The sequence below is a fragment of the Ochrobactrum sp. Q0168 genome (assembly GCF_016427605.1).
In the GTDB taxonomy this organism is placed as follows: Bacteria; Pseudomonadota; Alphaproteobacteria; order Rhizobiales; family Rhizobiaceae; genus Brucella.
This window is the reverse complement of record NZ_JAELXQ010000010.1, coordinates 61,539-80,748: the sequence shown is the minus strand read 5'-3', so window position 1 is coordinate 80,748 and position 19,210 is coordinate 61,539. Positions and strand designations below refer to the sequence as shown.

The window sequence follows — 19,210 nt, the reverse complement described above, 5'->3', positions numbered from 1 at the left end:
TCAGTAAAATCAGCCAGGCGGGGCGCAGGAAGTGGAAGTCGGAGATCATGCTGCAGCTCTCCGCGCGATGTGTGCCTGTGCGACACTAAGACAAAGGGAGAAGGCGAGGATTATCAGTGATAGCGCAGCCGGATATTGGAACAGTTCGCGGCGTGGTCGCCATGAAAGCTCTTTCTGTTCCTGTGGTGTTATGCGATCCAGCATATCATAGATAGCGGACAGACTTGCCTGATCCTGCCCGAAGGAATAGCGCCCATCAGTCTGCGTAGCGATTGCCTGTAATGTTTGCGTATCGACCTTGTCTTCTCCTGTGGCTTTGGGATCGCCAATGGCGACTGTGTGAATGACGATATGGTCGTCTTTGGCAATTTCAGCCGCTTTCAAAGGCGGCATCTTGCTGGCCGTGTCGTTGCCGTCGGAAAGCAGAATGAGCACCTTTTGCGGCACGTTCGATTTTTCGAACATGCGAATGGCGAGGCCTATGGAATCGCCCATTGCCGTTCGGGGACCGGCCTCGCCCGGCACGAGCGAGCCAATCATTGTCCGGATCAAATCGTGGTCCATGGTGAAGGGCGCCAGCGGATAGGGAGCGTCGCCGAAGGCAATCAAACCCAGCCTGTCGCTTGCGCGTTTCGAAACGAAGTCGCTAACCACCGTTTTGACGGCATCGATGCGCGTAACCATCGTTCCGCCCGGAGTCGCGAAATCGCGTGTATCCATCGATTGTGAGAGATCAAGCGCCAGAAGGATATCGCGCTGCGGTATGGATTTGACGATCGGCGGCTCGATCAGTTGCGGTCTCGCCAACGCCAGCACAAGCAGACACCAGGCGAGCATGTCGAGAACAATCTGCCACCAGCTCCGCTGCGGAATGACCGAGCCTTCCGTCGGTTCCACGCCAGCCGCCCGCGCGACATCCTTGAAGAAAGGGAGCCGGATTGAAGCGGTTGAGACGCGATGAGTCGGCAAGAGCCACCACAAAAGCATGGGTAGAGGCATCAAAAGCAGAAGCCACGGATGATCGAGTTCATACATGATGCCTCTCGATCCACAACCGAGCCTGGGTGACGATGACGGGCATGTCGTTGACTTGCTGGTCGGGTTCATATTCCCGGTTCGTCAGAAGGGCTTTCAGGTCGGTTCCGAGCGGTTCCGGACTGTGGCGTTCGAGAAAAGCGACCCATTGCCGGCCAGATAATGCTGCAACGTCGGTGCGTGGCCAGGCAGATAGAGCGGTACGCTTCAACAGTTCGGCAACTTCTGCCGCCTGTGCGTTGTTCGAAATGGTTCCGAGGATTTGCAGTGCTTCACGCCGATAGGCATTGCGCCGGTAACGGATCAACTGTCGGACGACGAGGACCGCAATACCAAGCAGCAACAAGCCGGCCAGCAATCCCCATCCCCAAGTTTGCGGCAGCCATGATATCGGCGCAGGAACGGCAATGTCGTGGAGTGTTCGCAGCGCAATGTCTGTTGCTTGATCCACTACCGCCTCCTTTGACGCCACATGGACTTTTCAAGGAGATTGCGCAGTTGCGGGGCGGTTTCTTCTGCCGCAGAGATCGGCAACATCGGGAGGCCGAGTTCGCGTTGCCAGGAGCGGAATTCGCGCCCACGATTGCGCGCAAAACTGTCGATAGAATTGCGCATCGACCCTTTGCCAAAGGTCAACTCTGCCTGAGTGGTGCCGCCGCTAATGACCAGTTCACCGCTCTTTGGCAGATCGAGCAGAAAAGGATCGTAAACCAGCAGGCAGATCACGTCGTTGCGGCTTGATATCTGTAGCAGGTAGTCGCGTGTTTTATCGTCGTGGCCGTCGAAGTCGCTGACGACGATCACGAGATAGTCGTGATAGGCAATGGCGCTGACGTGATGCAGAATATCATTCAACATCGATGGTGCTGGGACATGGGCATAGCTTGCATTCAGCGCGGCATTTTTCTCCGCAATCTGGCTGGCCAGTCCGATGACTGCGTTGCGGCTGCGCTGCGGTTTGATCTGTGCCGTATCGGTGTCCCCGAACACAATGCCGCCCACACGATCACCCGAACCCAGAATACGCCACGCACAGAGCATCGCGCATTCTGCTGCCGTGACGGATTTCATCGAGCGCCTGCTACCGAAGAACATATTGATGCGTTGATCAACAATCACGAGCGCAGGGCGCTCTTTCTCCTCGCTATAAACCCGCACCACGGGCTTCATCGTGCGCGCGGTAACCCGCCAGTCGATGGAACGGATATCGTCGCCAGGGAGATATTCCCGCAATTCTTCGAAGGAGAGACCGCGGCCACGGACTGCCGAGCGCATTCGTCCGGCAAGCTGGCGATGGCTGGGAGATTTTTGAACGAAGCTGAGATCACGCGCTTGAGCTTCAAGTGCCACGAGCGCAGAAGTATCTATGTAAACGCCGGTCTCAACGCTTGCGCCAGCCTTCATGACACGGCCACCAATTCGGTGATGCGGTCGATAATCTGGTCGGGAGTGGTGTTGGATGCATGTGCTTCGTAGGACAATAGCAGCCGATGCCGGAATACGTCGTGCACAATCGCTTTCACATCATCCGGAGTGACAAAATCCCGCCCTTTCAGCCAGGCATAAGCGCGCGACATACGATCAAGGCCGATCACACCGCGCGGACTGACGCCAACCTGTAAAAGCTTGGCCAGATCGGCATTGTAGCGATCTGGATATCGTGTCGCGAACACCAGTGCGACCATATATTTCTCGACCGGCTCCGAAACTGTGACCGTGCCGATCTCCTTGCGCGCCTCAAAAATGCTCTGTGCAGATAGGCGCGTTGCCTTTTCTTTTGAGGCCGCCTTGCCATGGGCCTGCTGTTCCTCGTCCCGATTGAGCCGCATGATTGCGGCTTCGGATGTTTCGTCTGGATAATCGACGCGAATATGAAGCAGAAAACGATCCAGCTGTGCTTCGGGCAGAGGATAGGTGCCTTCCTGCTCAATCGGGTTTTGCGTGGCCATGACCATGAATAGGTCCGGCAAAGGATAGCTCTTTCCGCCGACCGTTACCTGCCGTTCCTCCATCGCTTCCAGCAAGGCGGATTGCACCTTGGCCGGCGCACGGTTGATTTCATCGGCGAGAATGAGGTTGGCGAAGATAGGTCCTTGCTGAAACTGGAAGGCGCTCTTTGCGCCGTCTGAAATATAGATTTCTGAGCCGGTGACATCCGCTGGCAGCAGATCAGGCGTGAACTGTATGCGGGAAAGTTCGGATTCAAGGTTTTTTGCGAGGCTTTTGATTGCGCGGGTCTTGGCGAGACCCGGAAGCCCTTCAACCAAAATATGGCCGTTGGAAATGACGCCCAGCAAAAGGCGTTCGACCATTTGCTCTTGCCCGATGACGGATTGCCCAACCCGTTCGCCGAGTTTCAGAATATCATCGCGTGCAGCCATATTGGGTATCCTGAAATGGTGGGAAAAGGCGCGCTCTTTTGGAGCGCGCCCAACTGTTACTTTTCTATACCGCGTTCCTTGAACGACTGATCAATTGCTTTGTCGACCTGCGCCCGTACACCTTCGAGGTTAAAGCTGGCGTTGCGTTGGCTTGGCGGATACTGGACAAAAGTCTCCAACAAAGCCGCGGCCTTCAGCTGGGCCTTCACAAGAAGGAAGTCGTTTCGTACCAGCCAGTCATTGTACTGGTCGGAGACGACGTCAGCGCGTTCATACGGGTCCATACGAAGGTTAAACAGCTTCGGTACACGCCAGGTTACCAGCGGTGTTTGCCACACAGCAAATCCTCCGGGCGCTGGCTGTTCATGGAATACCACTTTCCATTCGTCGAATCGTGTCGCAACCAAGTTGCCGTCGTCATCGAAGTAAAAGAATTCACTCCGTGAACTTTTATCTGCCTTTCCAGTCAGATAATCGAGCTGGTTGTAACCGTCGAGATGATTGCGGAAGGTTGTGGTGCTGCCCTCTGGCTTCCAGCCCTTCAACAATCTGTCCTTTATGTCCGGATCCCCGGCTGCGGCCAACAGTGTTGGAAACCAGTCCAGCCCGGAGAACATCTCATTCGAAACCTGATCAGGCTTGATATGTCCTGGCCAGCGGACCATAGCTGGAACGCGGAAAGCACCTTCCCAATTGGTGTCTTTTTCCGAACGGAAGGGCGTGGTGGCTGCGTCCGGCCATGACCATTGGTTCGGTCCGTTGTCGGTGGTGTAAACGACAATTGTGTTGTCTGTGATGCCAAGATCGTCAAGCTTCTTGAGAAGTTTGCCGACATCGCCGTCATGCTCGATCATACCATCCGCATATTCGTTATAAGCCATGCCGCTTTGGCCGCGCATGGACTCACGAACATGCGTGAAGGCATGCATGCGGGTGGTGTTCATCCAGGTGAAGAACGGTTTGCCGGCCTTGGTCTGGCGGTCAATGAAATCAATCGCGGCGGCTGTGGTTTCGTCATCAATAGTCTCCATCCGCTTCTTGGTAAGCGGACCCGTATCTTCGACTTTGCCGTCAGCAGAGGATTTTACTACGCCTCTTGGAGAATATGCCTTAAGAAATTCCTTGTCGTTCTTCGGCCAAGTGGGCTGCTCCGGCTCCTCTTCGGCATTCAGATGGTAAAGGTTTCCGAAGAACTCGTCAAAACCGTGTTGGGTCGGCAGAAATTCATCCTTGTCACCAAGGTGGTTCTTGCCAAACTGCCCAGTTGCGTATCCGAGTGGCTTCAGAGCCTGGGCGATAGTGATATCGTTTGCCTGAAGACCAACCGGCGCTCCGGGCGCGCCCACTTTGCACAGACCCGTTCGTAAGCAAACCTGACCAGTGATGAAGGTTGAACGCCCGGCTGTGCAAGAGTTTTCCGCATAATAGTCAGTGAACCGCATGCCTTCCTTGGCAATCCGGTCGATATTAGGCGTTCTGTACCCGACGAGCCCATCGCTATAGGCGCTGATGTTGGTTTGACCGACATCGTCGCCGAAAATAACGAGAATATTCGGTTTCGCCGCGGGTTGGGCGGGCGCGGCTTGCTGTGCATATACGGGCGTAACGACCGTCGCAGAAGTCACTGTCATGACCAAGGCAGCAGTCGCTGAAAGTAGTCTACGGATGACAGGCGTCTTCATAGCGGCCTCCTCAAGATGGATTTATTCAACATTCCGCGCTCCTGTTTACGAGGCAAATTGGGATGTCGTCGATGCTCTATCGATGGCAACCCGAGGAGGCTCGAACAAATCCGGGGCCAGTGTAAGTACGTTACAGTAAACATGCCCGGTGATCGTTATTTACGCTAAATCGGGCTGATAGTTTATCGGTCGCAAGTATCGCCTAGTCGGCATGGTGCCGACGATATTTACCGTAACGTACTGCCGTCGCCACAAATTGGTGCCATTCTTTGCAATCAAAATCCGTAGAGGGGAGAACCGTGGCACGTGACCCAGGATGATGCAGTCCGCCGCAGCTTCAGTTCTGCATCGAGAAGCGGACTGAGTAAACTCATGTTAAAGCTGCCATCTGTGCGTTCGGAGCTCAAGCAGCTTTCCGGCGAGCCGTTGATCGGTCTTTTCGAGGCATATGATGAAGCCAGCAATATGCTGGAGAAACTGCGCCGCGCTGAAATCGAAGTCACACCCCTTTCCTTGGAATATGAGATCATATGTAAGGAGATCGAAGAGGACGTATTGCAGTATTGCTTACTTCACAAATAGAGATGTGCCCCAAAATGAAACAAGTTATTTACGGTGGGCGTTATTATTGACAACGGATTTGCGGGGACTATCTTAATCGCAAACAGCTAATTTATTCTCATGTCGGTTCCCGAGGGGTGGTATGACACGGAATAGTAATGCGTTTGATGACCGGGAAGCGTCAGATCAAGAAGTCAAATCCGCACTGGCCGACCTAATTGCGGACAAGCGATTTCGGGCGACTGAACGGGGCAGGGCAATCCTGAGCTACATCGCGGATCTCCATTTTTCCGGCAGCTCCGAAGGGGTGAAGGGCTATTCGATAGCGATCGACGTTCTGGGGCGGCCAGATAGCTTCGACCCTTCCACTGACCCGATTGTACGGATAGAAATCAGCCGGTTGCGCGCCGCTCTGGTGCAGTATTACGAGGCTTTTGGTAAGGAAAAGCCGATTGAGATCGAGCTTCCAAAAGGCAAATATACTCTCGCTTTTAATCGTCGTGCAGCTACTGATATACCGGTTTCTGAAGAGCCTTTTGTGGGCGAGCCTATTCCGCCGCCATTGAAACCTCCGTTAAAGTTAAGGCTACGTCTCAAATATATGGATCTGGCTGTCGCCGGTTTTGTATTGTTTATTTCCTTTACACTGGTCTATTTTATGACAAATCGGTCGGTCGACACCGTAAAGCCAACTGTTGCCATTGATTTTCGCGCCGAGGATCCGGCCTTTGAAGTAGAAGCTGAGAATGTTCGGGATTCGCTACTGATCGCGCTCGGTAATTTCCATACGCTGGCACTTCGTTCCGACGATAGCGGGTCTGTCGATCCCCAAATGCGGTTTCCAGCCTATACAGTTCGAATGCGTTATCGCGTTGAAGGCGACATAAGAAGCATCTGGTGGCAGGTGAATGACGAGGTAAAAAACGTTATCGTCAGCTCTGGCGTCGAAGAGGCTTCGGGGATAGGGCAATCGTCGGTACACGTGCGATCAGCGCTGTCGTCCGCCCTTTCACAAAAGCTGGCCGCCTCAACCGGGGTGATCAATACGCGTCTGGCTGCAGATGTGAAAGGCTCATTCATCGGCAATGTTTGTGTTCTTAAAGCAGAGATATCGTTGGCGAAAGGGCAGGCGCTATCGGACAATGAAACATGTCTTGAGCAGACGTTAAAGAGCGACCCCAGACAAAGCGACGCCATGGCCGCTCTTTCTCGTGTCCTTGTGAATGCCAATGCGGCCTTAGTCAGCAAGGACGTGCTCGACCGCAGCCTGGAGCTTGCGCAAAATGCCGCCTCGATAGCGCCGGGGTCGGATCGTGCCGAATTTGCTTTGATGGAAGCAAATTTTCGTAAAGGCAGGATCGATGAAGCGCTTGAGGCGGGGAAGCGCGCCGTCTCTCTCAATCCCAATAATCTGGAAGCGAAGGCTATGCTGGCCTCGGTCCTCTTCGCCAACGAAAATTGGGATCAGGCCGTCGCTCTCATTGACGAAAACAGCCAAACAGACCGCACTCTCGCTTTGAAAGCGCGAACGGTACTTGCGCTTGACGCCGCCCGGCGCGGTGATTGGCACAACGTGCTGCTGCGCGCAAATCAGCTGCCGCCGCAAAACGTCTTTGCAACCGGTTTCAGACTGGCGGCACTTGTTCAGTTGCGACCAAGTGAAGCCCAAAACGAGCTTCGGGATGCGACGCGATCTAATCCCAATTTACGTGAGATCGTCGGTGAAAAACTGGCAGCCATGAGTGTCCCAAACATTGTCACAAACGTTATTATCGATCAAATCCAGGTTGGGCAGACAAAGACGCAGCCGGATAAACTGACAGTAAAAAACTGACACGGAAGCTGTCTATCCGGTCGTGTTGAGCTGTGGAAGACAATTGGGTATCTACGGCTTACCCGTCATAAAAAATGTGTCGCCCGGCATAGATGCCAAAAGCAAATTTGTTACGGTAACGTACTCCACTTCCGATCTCGCTTGACGTTACTTTGCAGCGTCTCAATCTCGCCAGCAATCGTGGGGTCGTCATGGTGCTCGACTATATAGCCCTCGCGCTGATCGTTTTCATAGTGTTGGTCTTTGTTTATGGAATAATCGCCATTCATGATATTCCTTATGAGATTGCAAAACGCCGGGACCATCCCCATCAGGACGCTATCATGGCAGCTGGATGGGTCAGCCTGTTTACTCTCCACGCAATCTGGCCGTTTCTCTGGATTTGGGCCATGGCCTATCGGCCAGACCGGGGGTGGGGAAGCCAGAATCCAAACCTTGAAAGACGGTTGTCGGCACTGGAAAGCAAGCTTGAGGAGCGGAAGGCATGACGACGCTTCTGTGTCTTCTTTATGCCAGCATTTGTATTGTCGCCTTTCGCTTTCTTCATGTTTCAGCGACGAAGTGGACAATTACGACAGCGGCCGTGGGCGGTATCTTTCTGGTGGGGGCTATCATCATTGTCATGAACTATAATCACCCTTTCTCGACGGACGGGCGAATATACTTCTATGCGACGCCGATCAGTCCTGCCGTTAACGGGCAAGTGGTGGAAGTCCCTGTTCAAGCGAATACAAGTGTGAAGAAGGGCGATATACTTTTTCGTCTCGATCCTCGTCCGTTTGAATATGCGGTTGCCCGACGTAAGGCAGCGTTAGCGGCAGCGGAACAGGCCGTTGCGGAGCAAAAAGCAGCATTACGCTCTGCCGAAGCCTCTGTTCAGTCCGCTCGCGCCAATCGTGATCAGGCCAAGGACGATTATGAACGACACCAGGCTGCGAACAGCAAAAACGTCAAACCGTTCTCCGACGAGGAAGTTGCAGATCTCAGAAATACATTCCGTGCTGCGGAAGCTGCGCTGACCTCCGCCGAGGCTCAGGCCGATCAGGCGCGACTAACTGCCAACAGCCTCATTGATGGGGTCGATACCAATGTCGCGCAGTTGCAAGCAGAGCTCTCGCGTGCGGAGTTCGAACTTGAACAAAGCGTATACCGCGCGCCAACAGACGGATATGCCACACAGGTCTTTTTGCATCCGGGGATGATGGCTGTTTCGCTTCCTTTGAAACCCGTTATGACATTCGTGCATACCGACCGGCGCATTCTGGCAGCGGCCTTCAACCAGATCGGTTTACAGCGGGTGCGCGAAGGCGATGAGGCGGAAGTTTCCTTCGCTGGCGTGCCGGGCCAAGTGTTTCGCGGTAAAGTGAGCAAGGTTTTGCCATTTATGGCTGAAGGCCAGCTGGAACCTGCCGGAACCCTTCAATCCGCAACTCCAGGTGCCGGGGAGGGTCGTGTCTATGTGATTGTCGACATTACAGATGATCTTTCTGATTTTCAGTTGCCGGGAGGTGTTGCCGCTGAGGTCGCTATTTATACACCGCACTGGACCGAATTTGCGCTGATCCGGAAGATTTTGCTGCGCATGCGCGCATGGGAAAACTATCTCGTGTTCGACCGATGAATATCGCAACTAAGGTGTCTATGTTCGGCCCCGGTTCTGAAAGCGTCAGGCAGCCGTGGATTTACAGTAACGTACTAATTAGACATTGCGCGAGGAAAAAAAAGAAACGAATATTATTAAAAATTAATTATTGGTAGATTCGCAGGAATGATGAGCAGCCACGCTCATAGCCGAGGGGATAACATGGGTCGATTTTCGCTTCATACGCTGGCATTGGGGTCATTGACGGGATTGTTGCTTATTCCGTCTGTCGCTATGGGCGCTGAAGGAGGGGCGGGGTTCTACCTATTGGGATCTAAAGGGCCGGCCGCGGCTATAACGCCGCCTTCGGGCCTCTACTTTCAAAACGATTTCTATTATTATCGCGGTGATCTGGGCGGAAACAAGAGCCTCCCAACGGGGGGTAAGCTGGCGGTCGGTGTGGTGGGCACAGCGGCCATCGAAGTTCCGACCGTGATATGGATATTGCCGGAAAGTGTAGCAGGGGGCTCTCTCGGTCTGAGTGCATCGCTGCCGGTCGGCTGGAAAAAGACCGAAGCGGATGTCGTTCTGAACGGTCCCCGTGTCGGGGATATTTCAACAGGTGTCCGCGATACAGTTTTTACCATCGGTGATCCGATCGTCAGTGGTTTTCTTGGTTGGCAGACAGGTAATTTTCATTACCAGGTCGGTACAATGGTCAATGTGCCTATTGGCGATTATCAGGACGGCGAGATATCCAACATCGCTTTTCACCATTGGGGCGCGGATGTATTTGCCGCCGGAACCTGGTTTGACCCCGCCATCGGCTGGGATATTTCCGGCGCGGTTGGGGTAACTTTTAACGCGGAAAATCCGGCGACCGACTATAGAACGGGTAACGAATTCCATTTCGAATGGGCAGCCGTAAAGCACATTAACGCGAAAGTCGATGCCGGGTTAGTTGGCTATTATTATCAGCAGCTTTCCGGTGATAGTGGAGACGGTGCCGCAGCCCCATTCAAGGGACGTGTGGCTGCCGTTGGTGCCACTGTCGGCTGGAATTTTGAGCTCGGTGAAAAGCCACTTTCCGCCCGTGTTAAATATTTCCACGAATTTGCGGCTGAAAATCGCGCTGAAGGTGACGCGGTTTATCTGACATTATCTATGCCTCTGTCTTCGATTACCAAACCGGCCGCGGCAGCAGATTAATTCGAGAGGTGGGATATTACCCCTCTGTGTAAACATTGACTATCTAACAGTCCAGCGTGACACGATGAGGGAGAAGGATATGCATATCAGATCATTCAATACCGCCGGAATGGTCGGCGTGGCAGGAATGATTTTTGCGGTCCTGTCCTATTCATCAGCGCATGCTCAGAATGATAAACTAAGCGGGTTTCCGGCCATGGTTCTTGGTGGTCAGACCGCCAAAGCAACCACTGTTCAATTCAGCGTTCCCTTCGACAACCTTATACGGTTGGCTGATAAAGATGTATCGCTGGGAAAAACGACGCTTGACGAAATTCAAGCTGTAGCCGGAGGGACCGTTCAGGGTCACACCGCGTCATCCGTTAAAACGGCTTGGCTTTGCTACGAGATTACCGGCGATAATTTGCCTCGTCGAATCTGGTTCATATCGGATGGCATGAATAAGAACAAAGGCCAAGGCGCGGTTCTCAATTTGATATCGGCGGAGATTATAACAGATAAGTCTGCCAAATGCGCGCAGCCTCGCATCGATCTGACGAACCTCAAATTGCCCATCCCGGCTTTGAAAGATAACAAACAAGCGCTGGAAGAACGACTTGGCAAGGTAAGTGCCAAGCAATTTGCGCGTTATTCGAACGAACATAAAGTTTCAGGCGCGACGGTAGAGCAGTCGCTCGTTTATCGGTTGGACGGGGAGCGGATTACCGGCGTGGCCTTCTCTCAGGCTACCGCGAAATAGGATTTATTCATCAACGCCTCGCTTCCAAGCAAGCATAGTGAAGAAAGTTGCATAGATGGGATTTCGCTTCGCCTCAGCCATGTTTGTTGCCACGCGAAATGCCATGGGCTTAGTAATTGGCATTGCGGTGCTTTCCATGCCTTCCTTTGCGCAGTCCGCGAATGACGACATCGATGAACTCGCGCGAAAGGTCTCCAACCCCGCTTCGTTCATGATCAGCGTGCCGGTTCACTCGGACCTGGATTTTGGCAGTGGAAGTGGAAAGGTACGCGGCTTCTCTCTCGATATCGAGCCAGTTATCCCAATGCGATTGAATGATCGCTGGAATGTCATTTCCCATACCGATATTCCGTTGGTCTATAGCAACCCCCTTGGCGAGGTTGGTAGCAGCTTCGGGCTTGGGGACATAACGCAGACTTTCTCCTTTACCCCGTCCGCCCATGGTCCCATTATATGGGCGATCGGACCGCAGTTATCGTTTCCAACTGCGACAGACGATTTGCTGGGTTCGGGCAAGTTCTCTCTCGGACCATCGGGTCTGCTACTCTATCAATCGAGTGCAATCACGACGGGTCTGTCGGCGAACCATATCTGGTCTGTCCTTGGGTCTGACAGCAGACCTGATGTGAATCAGACGGAACTCCAGCCCTTCATTGCCTGGCATATCGGCAAGGGAAGAACGATTTCGGCAAATCTCGATGCTGACTATGACTGGACAGCCGATCAGTGGACAGTGCCAGTCTCGGGGTCATTCTCGAAGATTGTAAAGCTTGACGATCAAACGATGAGTCTGTCGCTCGGCGCGAAATATTGGCTGGAAGGGCCTGACGAAGGCCCCAAATGGGGTATCAAGGCGGGTGTTACCTTCCTCTTCCCCCAAACGGTTAAATAGCGCGGTCGCCACACTGGAACGACAGTGTCAAAGGCCAGCGACCTTTTTCAAGTCATCGACAGCTCCGGGGGCCGCTGCAAACACAGGATGGCCTTTTAGGATGTTTTCACCATTCACAGAGAACGGATGGGTATATCCGCCAGCTTCGCGTACGAGGCAAAAGCCAGCCATGCAATCCCAAGCGTGCATATAGGGCTCGTAGTAGCCGACAAGTCTACCAGCCGCTACATAGGCAATCATCAAGGCGCCCGATCCATTGCGTATGAAGGTGCCGCCTGCTTCCAGTAAGTTCTCAACGATTTTTGCTACGGTTTGCGGGGTGACGTAGTTATTTGCACCGATGCCAGTGACCGCATTTTGAATAGTCTTCGTTGGATCGAGCGCGAGTTTTTTGCCATTCAGCGTCGCGCCAAATCCTTTTGCAGAAGCATAGAGCTCATCGAAGCACGGGGCCTTGATAACGCCGATTACAGGCTCGTCGTCTTTCAAAACGGCAATCGACACGCACCAGTTCGGCATACCGTTTACGAAGGGGCTCGTTCCATCGATGGGGTCTACAACCCAGGTATACCCGGATGATCCGTCGTTCAGTCCATATTCCTCGCCGAGAAAGCCGTCTTCTGGAAACTTTTGAGAAACAAGCGTGCGAATGAGCTGTTCGACTTCCCGGTCGGCAATGGAAACCACGTCTTGTGGGTCGCGTTTGATTTCTATGGTCAGCGCTTCGCGATTGTTGAAGTAGTCCAGCGCCTTGGCACCGGCTGCCTGCGCAATGTCTTTGGCAAGTGACAGCCGCGTTTCCAGGTCTTGTTGGAGATGGTTGGTCATTCTGTGCTTTCGGCGAGAATAAAGGGCGATGCCTTGTTGGCAGCCTATTGATTGATAAGGGCAAGCCCGCGAGACTTGAAGTGTATCGAGACATCTGTGAGCGGCGGCAAAGCCTGTTCCGCTTCGGGGTCGACTATGAAGAGCTTGCCATATTCGGTTTCGATCTCATATTCAATGTGATCTCCAAGATAGGCGGCATGGGTTACGCGACCGGGAAAGTCGCCGCCCGCCAGCGGCTTCAGGTTTACAGCGTTCGGTCGGATCGCGAGTTGTGCAGGCCCCGTTCTGGCATTATGCGCAGCAATGCGGTGATTAAGCCCGCCAATGCGTATGACGGCCTCGTTATTCTCGGCGGTGATGACTTCACAAGGCACGACATTGGCCTCGCCCATGAAATCCGCGATAAAAGCTGAGGCCGGGGACTCATAGAGATCACGCGGACTCCCTTTTTGGGCAATATTACCATCTTTCATTACAATGATCGTATCGGATACGGCAAGTGCTTCGTCCTGATCATGGGTTACATAGACCGCCGTAAAGCCGAGGCGTTGCTGCAATTCGCGGATTTCCGTTCGCACGCGTCGACGAAGCCGCGCGTCAAGATTGGAAAGCGGCTCATCGAGAAGCAGAACTTGTGGTTCCAGCACTAGGGCACGTGCTACGGCGACACGCTGCTGTTGTCCCCCAGAAAGTTCGGCGGGAAGACGGTGGCCCATGCCGGCAAGGCCAACCAGCTTCAGTCCTTCTTCTGCGCGGTCCCGGGCTTCACTTTTCTTGGTGCCGGAAGATTCAAGACCATAGGCAACATTGTCGAGCGAGTTCATATGTGGAAACAGCGCGTAGGACTGGAACACCATCGAAACGTCGCGTTCATTGGCGGGAAGATTGGTAACATCTTTTCCGCCGATCAGAATACGACCCGAGTTTGGGTGTTCCAGCCCCGCCAGCAGGCGCAAAGTGGTGGTCTTTCCGCAGCCCGAGGGGCCGAGCAAAGTGACCAGTGTTCCCGGTTCGACAATTAGGGATAGATCGGGCAGGGCTGTGAAGTTTCCAAATTTTTTGGAGACATTCTGGAACGTCACGGATCCGGCGCGGATCATCGTCATGCTGCTTTCTCCTGATTGATGGATTTGATGGGCGTGACTGTAGCGACACGGTTTTCTCGCCTGAGTTTTCTTTCTCCAACAAGCAACTGGAAGCCGGTGATGATGACGATCATCACCACAATCAGCATTGAAGAGTAGGCGATGGCGACACCGAATTGCCCATTCTCGACCAGTCCGACGATGTAGGATGTCGCCATGTTATACTGCGCGGAAACGAGAAAGATGACGGCGCTGATCGACGTGATTGCGCGCACAAAGGAGTACACCAACGCCGCAGTGATGGCGGGCCGGAGGAGTGGCAGAATGACCTTGCGGATGGTACGAAAGCTGTTTGCCCGCAAAGTCAGGGAAGCTTCATCAAGGCTTTTGTCGAGCTGGCTCATGGCGGCAACGCCACCCCGAACGCCAACCGGCATGTTGCGGAAAACAAAGCAGGCGATGAGGATTGCTGCAGTTCCCGTCATTTCTAGCGGCGGCAGATTGAAAGCCATGATGTAGCTGACGCCAATTACCGTACCCGGAATTGCAAAGCTCAGCATCAATGCGAATTCGAACAGATTGCGGCCGACAAAGCGTTGCCGGACAATCAGATAGGCGGTGAGCAAGCCAACAGCAGCTGTGAGTGGCGCTGAGATCAGCGAGATTTCCATTGTGGTCCAGAAGGAGTTCCAAGCGACGCCGGTCCATGCAATGCCAGTCCCGGTCCAGCCGATGGAGAAGGCACGAGTGTAATGCTCCAGCGTCAAGGTATTATCGAGCCCCCACTGGCGTACAAAACCGCCGATAAGGATCATCAGATAAACGATGACGGTGAAGATCATCCACGGAATAACCAGCGCATAGACGCTGACTTTCAATCCGTGCGGCAAGGCGGCGTGCATGCCTGAATCGCCCTTGCCGGTCACGGTCGCGAAGTTTTTTCCAGATAGCCAAAGGCGCTGGATAAGGAAGGCGCTAAGCGTGAAACAAAGCAACACCATGGCCAGAACCGCCGCTCGTGATGGGTCGTTTTGTGCGCCCACCACTGCAAAGAAGATTTCTGTCGACAGCACGCCGTTACTGCCACCCAGCACCATTGGATTGCCAAAATCGGCCATGCTTTCGATGAAAGCGATAAGGAAGGCATTGGCAAGGCCCGGCGCCATCAAGGGCAGCGAGACCCTGCGGAAAGTGCGCCAGCGGTCTGCGCGCAAGGTTTGCGAGGCCTCTTCCATTGAAGGCGACACACCTTCGACAACGCCGATAAGAACCAGAAATGAAATCGGCGTGAAGGAAAGAACCTGCGCTATCCAGATTCCGGTCAGACCGTAGAGCCAACGCCCCGGCTCGACACCGAATATGTTGGAAATCTGCTCTGTGACCACACCGGCGCGTCCGAACAATAATGTCAGGGCGAGACCGACAACGAAAGGCGGCGTGATGATCGGCAGAATGGTTAGAAGCCGAAGTCCCTTCTTGAAAGGGAAGTTTGTGCGCGTGGCGACCAATGCAAAGGCTAGGCCCATCATGGTCGAGCCGGAAGCTGTCATCAGCGCAAGCCACAAGGTGCGCCATGCCACACCACAACGACCTTCACCCACGATGCAGGCAAGGCTCCAGATCGAAGGGTCCTGTATGTTTCCGATGAAGCCTTCCGGCTTGAACGAACCGTCGAAGTCTTGAACGGACCCGACAAACATGCTGAGCACCGGGTAGAAGACAAATACACCCACCAGTGCTACCAGCAAGGTGATGGAGGAGACGACAAAGGCGTCGCCTTTCATCACGCCACGTTCGGCGAGGCCAAATGCGAAAATCAGCAAGAAGCACAGGCAGGTCAGGATTGCGCCTGCACCAAAGGCTGGTTGTCCATCGGTGAGCGTGCCAAAAAGATTCTCACTGATTGTCCAATTCCAGCCGGAAATGCCAATAGCCAGTCCTTGAAGGATGAGGAACAGCAGACCAAGAAGGCTCGCCCAGATCAAAACAATGCTGCGGGTGCCGACTGGCAGGGCGAAGCGGGCAAGCGTGCAAACCATCATAAGGGCCGCTGCCACGCCGAGCCAGGGACGAGAGTAAGGAACAAGTTGCCAAATGCCGGGTGCAGTAGAGCTTTCGCTGAACATATCGCCAAGCCAGCCAAAACCCAGAAAGCCGTCTTCTATGCGATACCATGGTAGTAAGACGAAGGCGACCAGCGCAATTGCGAAAACGATATCCAGTCTGCGATTTTGCTGTACCATAAGTGCGTCCGCTTCACTTCGTGTCTCGGAGTTGTTGCTATGAATGGTTTAGGCGTCGACTGCAAAGCCATTCAGGGCAGACGCGTTGCCGGAAGCGGCAACGCGCTCAAACGATCGAAGGTTCAAAACCTTATCAATTGGCGTGTGCGCCAATTTCCTTGTCCCACCGCTCCAAAAGCTCTTTGCGCTTGGCGGGGTCGCCATAGGTTTTGAAGTCATAATCGATGAGTTTGATGTCTTCGAAACGCGGCGATTCCTTCGGGACTTCGGCGGACTTGTTCGATGGTAGCTGGAAGGACTTGGCATCCTTCATATGAGACTGTACTTCCGCAGTGAGTGCCCAGTCATACCATTTCTTGGCGTTTTCCAGATTCTTTGCGCCTTTGACGATCGACATGGAACCGATTTCGTAACCAGTTCCTTCACACGGCGCAACGGATTTGACCGGGAAACCTTCGGCAGTCATCGACACCGCGTCATGCATGAAAACGATGCCAATGCCGGTTTCGCCACGCGCGGCGGATTTGACCGGCGCAGAGCCTGATTTGGTGTATTGAGAGACGTTTTCATTGAGTTTTTTCAGATACTCATAGGCCTTCTCTTCGCCCATGATCTGCACCAGCGTTGCAAGCGCTGTATAGGCCGTGCCGGAAGAATTGGGGTTGGCCATCTGAATCTCGCCCTTGTAGGCCGCATCCAGCAAGTCAGCCCAGCATTTTGGTTCTTTGAGCTGCTTCTTGGCAAGAATATCGGTATTGTAGCCCCAGCCGAGCGCGCCCGCATAGACACCAACGGTGCGATAGTTCGCGCTTTCGGCCTGCTTCTTGGCCCAATCCTGCAATTGATCCAACATCGGAGATTTATATTCGAGCGTCAGCCCTTCCGAGGCCGCCTGCAAATGTGGATCGCCAGTACCGGCCCACCAGATATCCGTTTTCGGATTGCGCGCCTCTGCACGAACCTTGGCATATGTTTCGCCTGAAGAAAGCCGCACCATATTTACGCTGATGCCGGTATCTTTTTCGAACATGTTTTTCATTTGCTCGCAGATGACGACATCTGCCGAACAAATCAGATTGAGATTGCCAGCGGCATGTGCCGCAAAAGTCATTGACGAAATGCCAGCGGCAAGCGCCGCAATTAAAAATGTCGAACGCATTCTTTCCCTCCCATTTTACGACGCCTCCACGTCGACGTTCTTGCAAACGTGTGCATAGTCTTTGCCTTTTATCGATAGCTGTCAACGGTTTTGCAAAATTCATTCTGAATTTTCCAAAAATAGTTCAATTGTTCTGTTTGATTAGAAATTGTGCACAGCCGTGCAGAATGCGCGCAAACTGCCGTGGCGTTTATATACGAATCATATATGATACGTATATATGATGTAAGTTAGGAGTCATCGATGGGTATCGTGAAGATCACCGACGATCTACATGAAGAGTTGCGCAAGGCGAGCGACGTCATGTGTCGTTCGATCAACGCGCAGGCAGAATATTGGATGAAAATCGGGATGCTGGCGCAATCCAATCCGGATATGTCGTTCAACGAAATTGTGCAGATGCAGCTACGCGGGGCGCAGGTGAAAATCCCGGTCATGGCTGTAAGGCCGTCATGACCAAGACGCCTACCGAAGTGGAGCAGATGGCAATTTCAGGAGCTCTGTTGGCTTCGGTTTTTACACTGCTCGATCGTACGCCACTTGCTGGCATGACAACGATGCAGGTCAATGATCTGGTCGAGGATTACATTACGGGTGAGTTACAGGCGCGACCCGCCAGCAAAGGACAATATGATTATCCCTTTGTGCTAAACTGTTCGAAAGACGATGTGGTTTGCCACGGAATGCCGTCCCACGATGATACTATCGCCAATGGCGAGATCATCAATTTCGACATTACCCTTGAGAAGGGTGGCTATATTGCAGATTCCAGCAAGACGTACATGATCGGGGAGGTTGCTCCGTTCGCGTCCCGTCTCGTGCGCGTGACTTATGAGGCTTTGTGGAAAGGCATTGCAGCGGTTCGACCCGGCGCTACGTTGGGCGACATTGGTTATGCCATCGAACGCCACGCCAAGCGCAACGATTACAGCATTGTGCGCGAATATTGCGGCCACGGCATCGGACGGGAGATGCACGAGGAACCGCAGGTTCTGCATTTCGGCAAACCGGGCACGGGGGTTCGTTTGCGCGAAGGCATGGTTTTTACCATCGAACCCATGCTCAATCAGGGTACGGCCAAGGTGAAAACCGAAAAGGATGGCTGGACCGTCGTTACACGCGACGGTAAATTATCGGCGCAATTTGAGCACACGATCGCTGTCACCAGCAATGGCGTGCGTGTGCTGACCTTGCGTCCGGACGAAAAGAAGATGCTGGCAGCCATAAAGCACGCAATCTGACTGCCGGCTTGGCTATCGATTGTTCTCACGCCGCCATGTCTGGAATTTCTGCTCGAATTCCTCCTTGGTGCAGGGATAAAGCCCTATTATCGCTTCGCCATTCTTGACCTCTTCAAGCACGAAATCTTCGTAAGTTTCCATGCCGATACATTCGTCAGCGATCTCCTCGCAAAGATGCGCCGGAATGACCATAACGCCATCGGCATCGCCGACCAGCACATCGCCGGGGAACACTGCCGCGTCACCGCAGGAAATCGGCACATTGATGTCGATGGCTTCATGCAAGGTCAGATTTGTTGGCGCTGAGGGTTTTGCGCAGTAAGCGGGCATAGGGAGTTCGCCAATTCCGGTCACGTCGCGAAAGCCACCGTCCGAGACAATGCCTGCTGCACCGCGTAATGCGAGCCGGGTCACCAGTATCGACCCTGCTGTTGCCGCACGTCCATCTTTGCGCGCATCCATAACCAGCACCCAGCCTGGTGGGCAGGTTTCGATCGCAACGCGCTGCTTGTGATCTGGATTGCGAAAAACCGTGATGGGATTTCGGTCTTCACGCGCGGGGATATAGCGCAAAGTGAAGGCCTGCCCGACCATGTTTTCTGGCTTACGCGCCACCTGCAGCGCTCCTTGAATGAACTGATTGCGCAGGCCGCGTTTGTAAAGCGCCGTAGCAACTGAGGCCGTGGAGACTTTCTTCAGCTTAGCACGGGTTTCGTCGGAGAGAACATATTCGCTCATC

The 19,210-nt window shown here is 53.6% G+C and carries 19 protein-coding genes; 9 read left to right on the top strand and 10 right to left on the bottom strand.

Translation table 11 applies throughout. The features are described 5' to 3' along the window. Positions 1-45: 45 nt before the first annotated feature. The 5 genes from JAU75_RS16845 to JAU75_RS16825 are packed head-to-tail and all read right to left on the bottom strand — an operon-like array spanning position 46 to position 5,098. Positions 46-1,035 (bottom strand): VWA domain-containing protein, encoded by a 990-nt coding sequence (locus tag JAU75_RS16845; protein WP_199057639.1) that lies wholly within the window; start codon positions 1,033-1,035, stop codon positions 46-48. Continuing rightward, positions 1,028-1,486 (bottom strand): DUF4381 domain-containing protein, encoded by a 459-nt coding sequence (locus tag JAU75_RS16840; protein WP_371836195.1) that lies wholly within the window; start codon positions 1,484-1,486, stop codon positions 1,028-1,030. The genes JAU75_RS16845 and JAU75_RS16840 overlap by 8 nt, the downstream gene beginning before the upstream one ends. After that, complete coding sequence (locus JAU75_RS16835) at positions 1,486-2,439, bottom strand: DUF58 domain-containing protein (protein ID WP_199057637.1); 954 nt, start codon at positions 2,437-2,439, stop codon at positions 1,486-1,488. Before JAU75_RS16835 ends, JAU75_RS16840 begins: the two co-directional genes overlap by 1 nt. Next, positions 2,436-3,416: a MoxR family ATPase gene (locus JAU75_RS16830; protein ID WP_199057636.1), complete on the bottom strand. Its 981-nt coding sequence runs from the start codon at positions 3,414-3,416 to the stop codon at positions 2,436-2,438. Before JAU75_RS16830 ends, JAU75_RS16835 begins: the two co-directional genes overlap by 4 nt. Positions 3,417-3,472: 56 nt before the next feature. After that, on the bottom strand, positions 3,473-5,098 hold the full coding sequence (locus tag JAU75_RS16825) for an arylsulfatase (RefSeq protein WP_199057635.1): 1,626 nt from the start codon (positions 5,096-5,098) through the stop codon (positions 3,473-3,475). Positions 5,099-5,404: 306 nt separating this feature from the next. Here JAU75_RS16825 and JAU75_RS16820 point away from each other — a divergent pair, with 306 nt between their 5' ends. The 7 genes from JAU75_RS16820 to JAU75_RS16790 all read left to right on the top strand — a co-directional run bounded on the left by JAU75_RS16820 (position 5,405) and on the right by JAU75_RS16790 (position 11,915). Then, a complete protein-coding gene (locus JAU75_RS16820; protein WP_199057634.1) occupies positions 5,405-5,680 on the top strand; it encodes a hypothetical protein in 276 nt (91 codons plus the stop codon). Between the two features lie 121 nt (positions 5,681-5,801). Further along, complete coding sequence (locus JAU75_RS16815; protein WP_199057633.1) at positions 5,802-7,493, top strand: tetratricopeptide repeat protein; 1,692 nt, start codon at positions 5,802-5,804, stop codon at positions 7,491-7,493. 191 nt (positions 7,494-7,684) lie between these two features. Further along, complete coding sequence (locus JAU75_RS16810) at positions 7,685-7,981, top strand: DUF3302 domain-containing protein (protein ID WP_199057632.1); 297 nt, start codon at positions 7,685-7,687, stop codon at positions 7,979-7,981. Further along, positions 7,978-9,114: an HlyD family secretion protein gene (locus JAU75_RS16805; protein WP_199057631.1), complete on the top strand. Its 1,137-nt coding sequence runs from the start codon at positions 7,978-7,980 to the stop codon at positions 9,112-9,114. The genes JAU75_RS16810 and JAU75_RS16805 overlap by 4 nt, the downstream gene beginning before the upstream one ends. A 183-nt stretch (positions 9,115-9,297) precedes the next feature. Then, complete coding sequence (locus JAU75_RS16800; protein ID WP_199057630.1) at positions 9,298-10,284, top strand: transporter; 987 nt, start codon at positions 9,298-9,300, stop codon at positions 10,282-10,284. A 79-nt stretch (positions 10,285-10,363) separates the two neighbouring features. Then, positions 10,364-11,023 carry a hypothetical protein gene (locus tag JAU75_RS16795; protein ID WP_199057629.1) on the top strand — a complete coding sequence of 220 codons (660 nt, stop codon included), beginning with the start codon at positions 10,364-10,366 and terminating at the stop codon, positions 11,021-11,023. 103 nt (positions 11,024-11,126) lie between these two features. Next, the gene (locus JAU75_RS16790; RefSeq protein ID WP_199057628.1) at positions 11,127-11,915 is read left to right on the top strand and encodes a transporter; all 789 of its coding nucleotides are present in this window, start codon (positions 11,127-11,129) and stop codon (positions 11,913-11,915) included. A gap of 27 nt (positions 11,916-11,942) precedes the next feature. Here the strand turns inward: JAU75_RS16790 and JAU75_RS16785 are convergent, their stop codons facing one another. The 4 genes from JAU75_RS16785 to JAU75_RS16770 all read right to left on the bottom strand — a co-directional run bounded on the left by JAU75_RS16785 (position 11,943) and on the right by JAU75_RS16770 (position 17,230). Further along, positions 11,943-12,743 (bottom strand): inositol monophosphatase family protein, encoded by an 801-nt coding sequence (locus JAU75_RS16785; protein ID WP_199057627.1) that lies wholly within the window; start codon positions 12,741-12,743, stop codon positions 11,943-11,945. Positions 12,744-12,787: 44 nt separating this feature from the next. Further along, positions 12,788-13,849 carry an ABC transporter ATP-binding protein gene (locus JAU75_RS16780; RefSeq protein WP_199057626.1) on the bottom strand — a complete coding sequence of 354 codons (1,062 nt, stop codon included), beginning with the start codon at positions 13,847-13,849 and terminating at the stop codon, positions 12,788-12,790. Further along, a complete protein-coding gene (locus JAU75_RS16775; protein WP_199057625.1) occupies positions 13,846-16,071 on the bottom strand; it encodes an iron ABC transporter permease in 2,226 nt (741 codons plus the stop codon). The genes JAU75_RS16780 and JAU75_RS16775 overlap by 4 nt, the downstream gene beginning before the upstream one ends. A 133-nt stretch (positions 16,072-16,204) precedes the next feature. Beyond that, positions 16,205-17,230, bottom strand: coding sequence for an ABC transporter substrate-binding protein (locus JAU75_RS16770; protein WP_199057624.1), 1,026 nt, complete (start codon positions 17,228-17,230; stop codon positions 16,205-16,207). Between the two features lie 243 nt (positions 17,231-17,473). Here JAU75_RS16770 and JAU75_RS16765 point away from each other — a divergent pair, with 243 nt between their 5' ends. Then, positions 17,474-17,686, top strand: coding sequence for a ParD-like family protein (locus tag JAU75_RS16765; RefSeq protein WP_199057623.1), 213 nt, complete (start codon positions 17,474-17,476; stop codon positions 17,684-17,686). Further along, complete coding sequence (map, locus tag JAU75_RS16760) at positions 17,683-18,471, top strand: type I methionyl aminopeptidase (protein ID WP_199057622.1); 789 nt, start codon at positions 17,683-17,685, stop codon at positions 18,469-18,471. Before JAU75_RS16765 ends, map begins: the two co-directional genes overlap by 4 nt. Before the next feature lie 12 nt (positions 18,472-18,483). Here map and JAU75_RS16755 read toward each other — a convergent pair whose 3' ends face one another. Further along, entirely contained in the window at positions 18,484-19,209 is a 726-nt protein-coding gene (locus JAU75_RS16755; protein WP_199057621.1) for a ribonuclease activity regulator RraA, read from the bottom strand. Position 19,210: the final 1 nt, after the last annotated feature.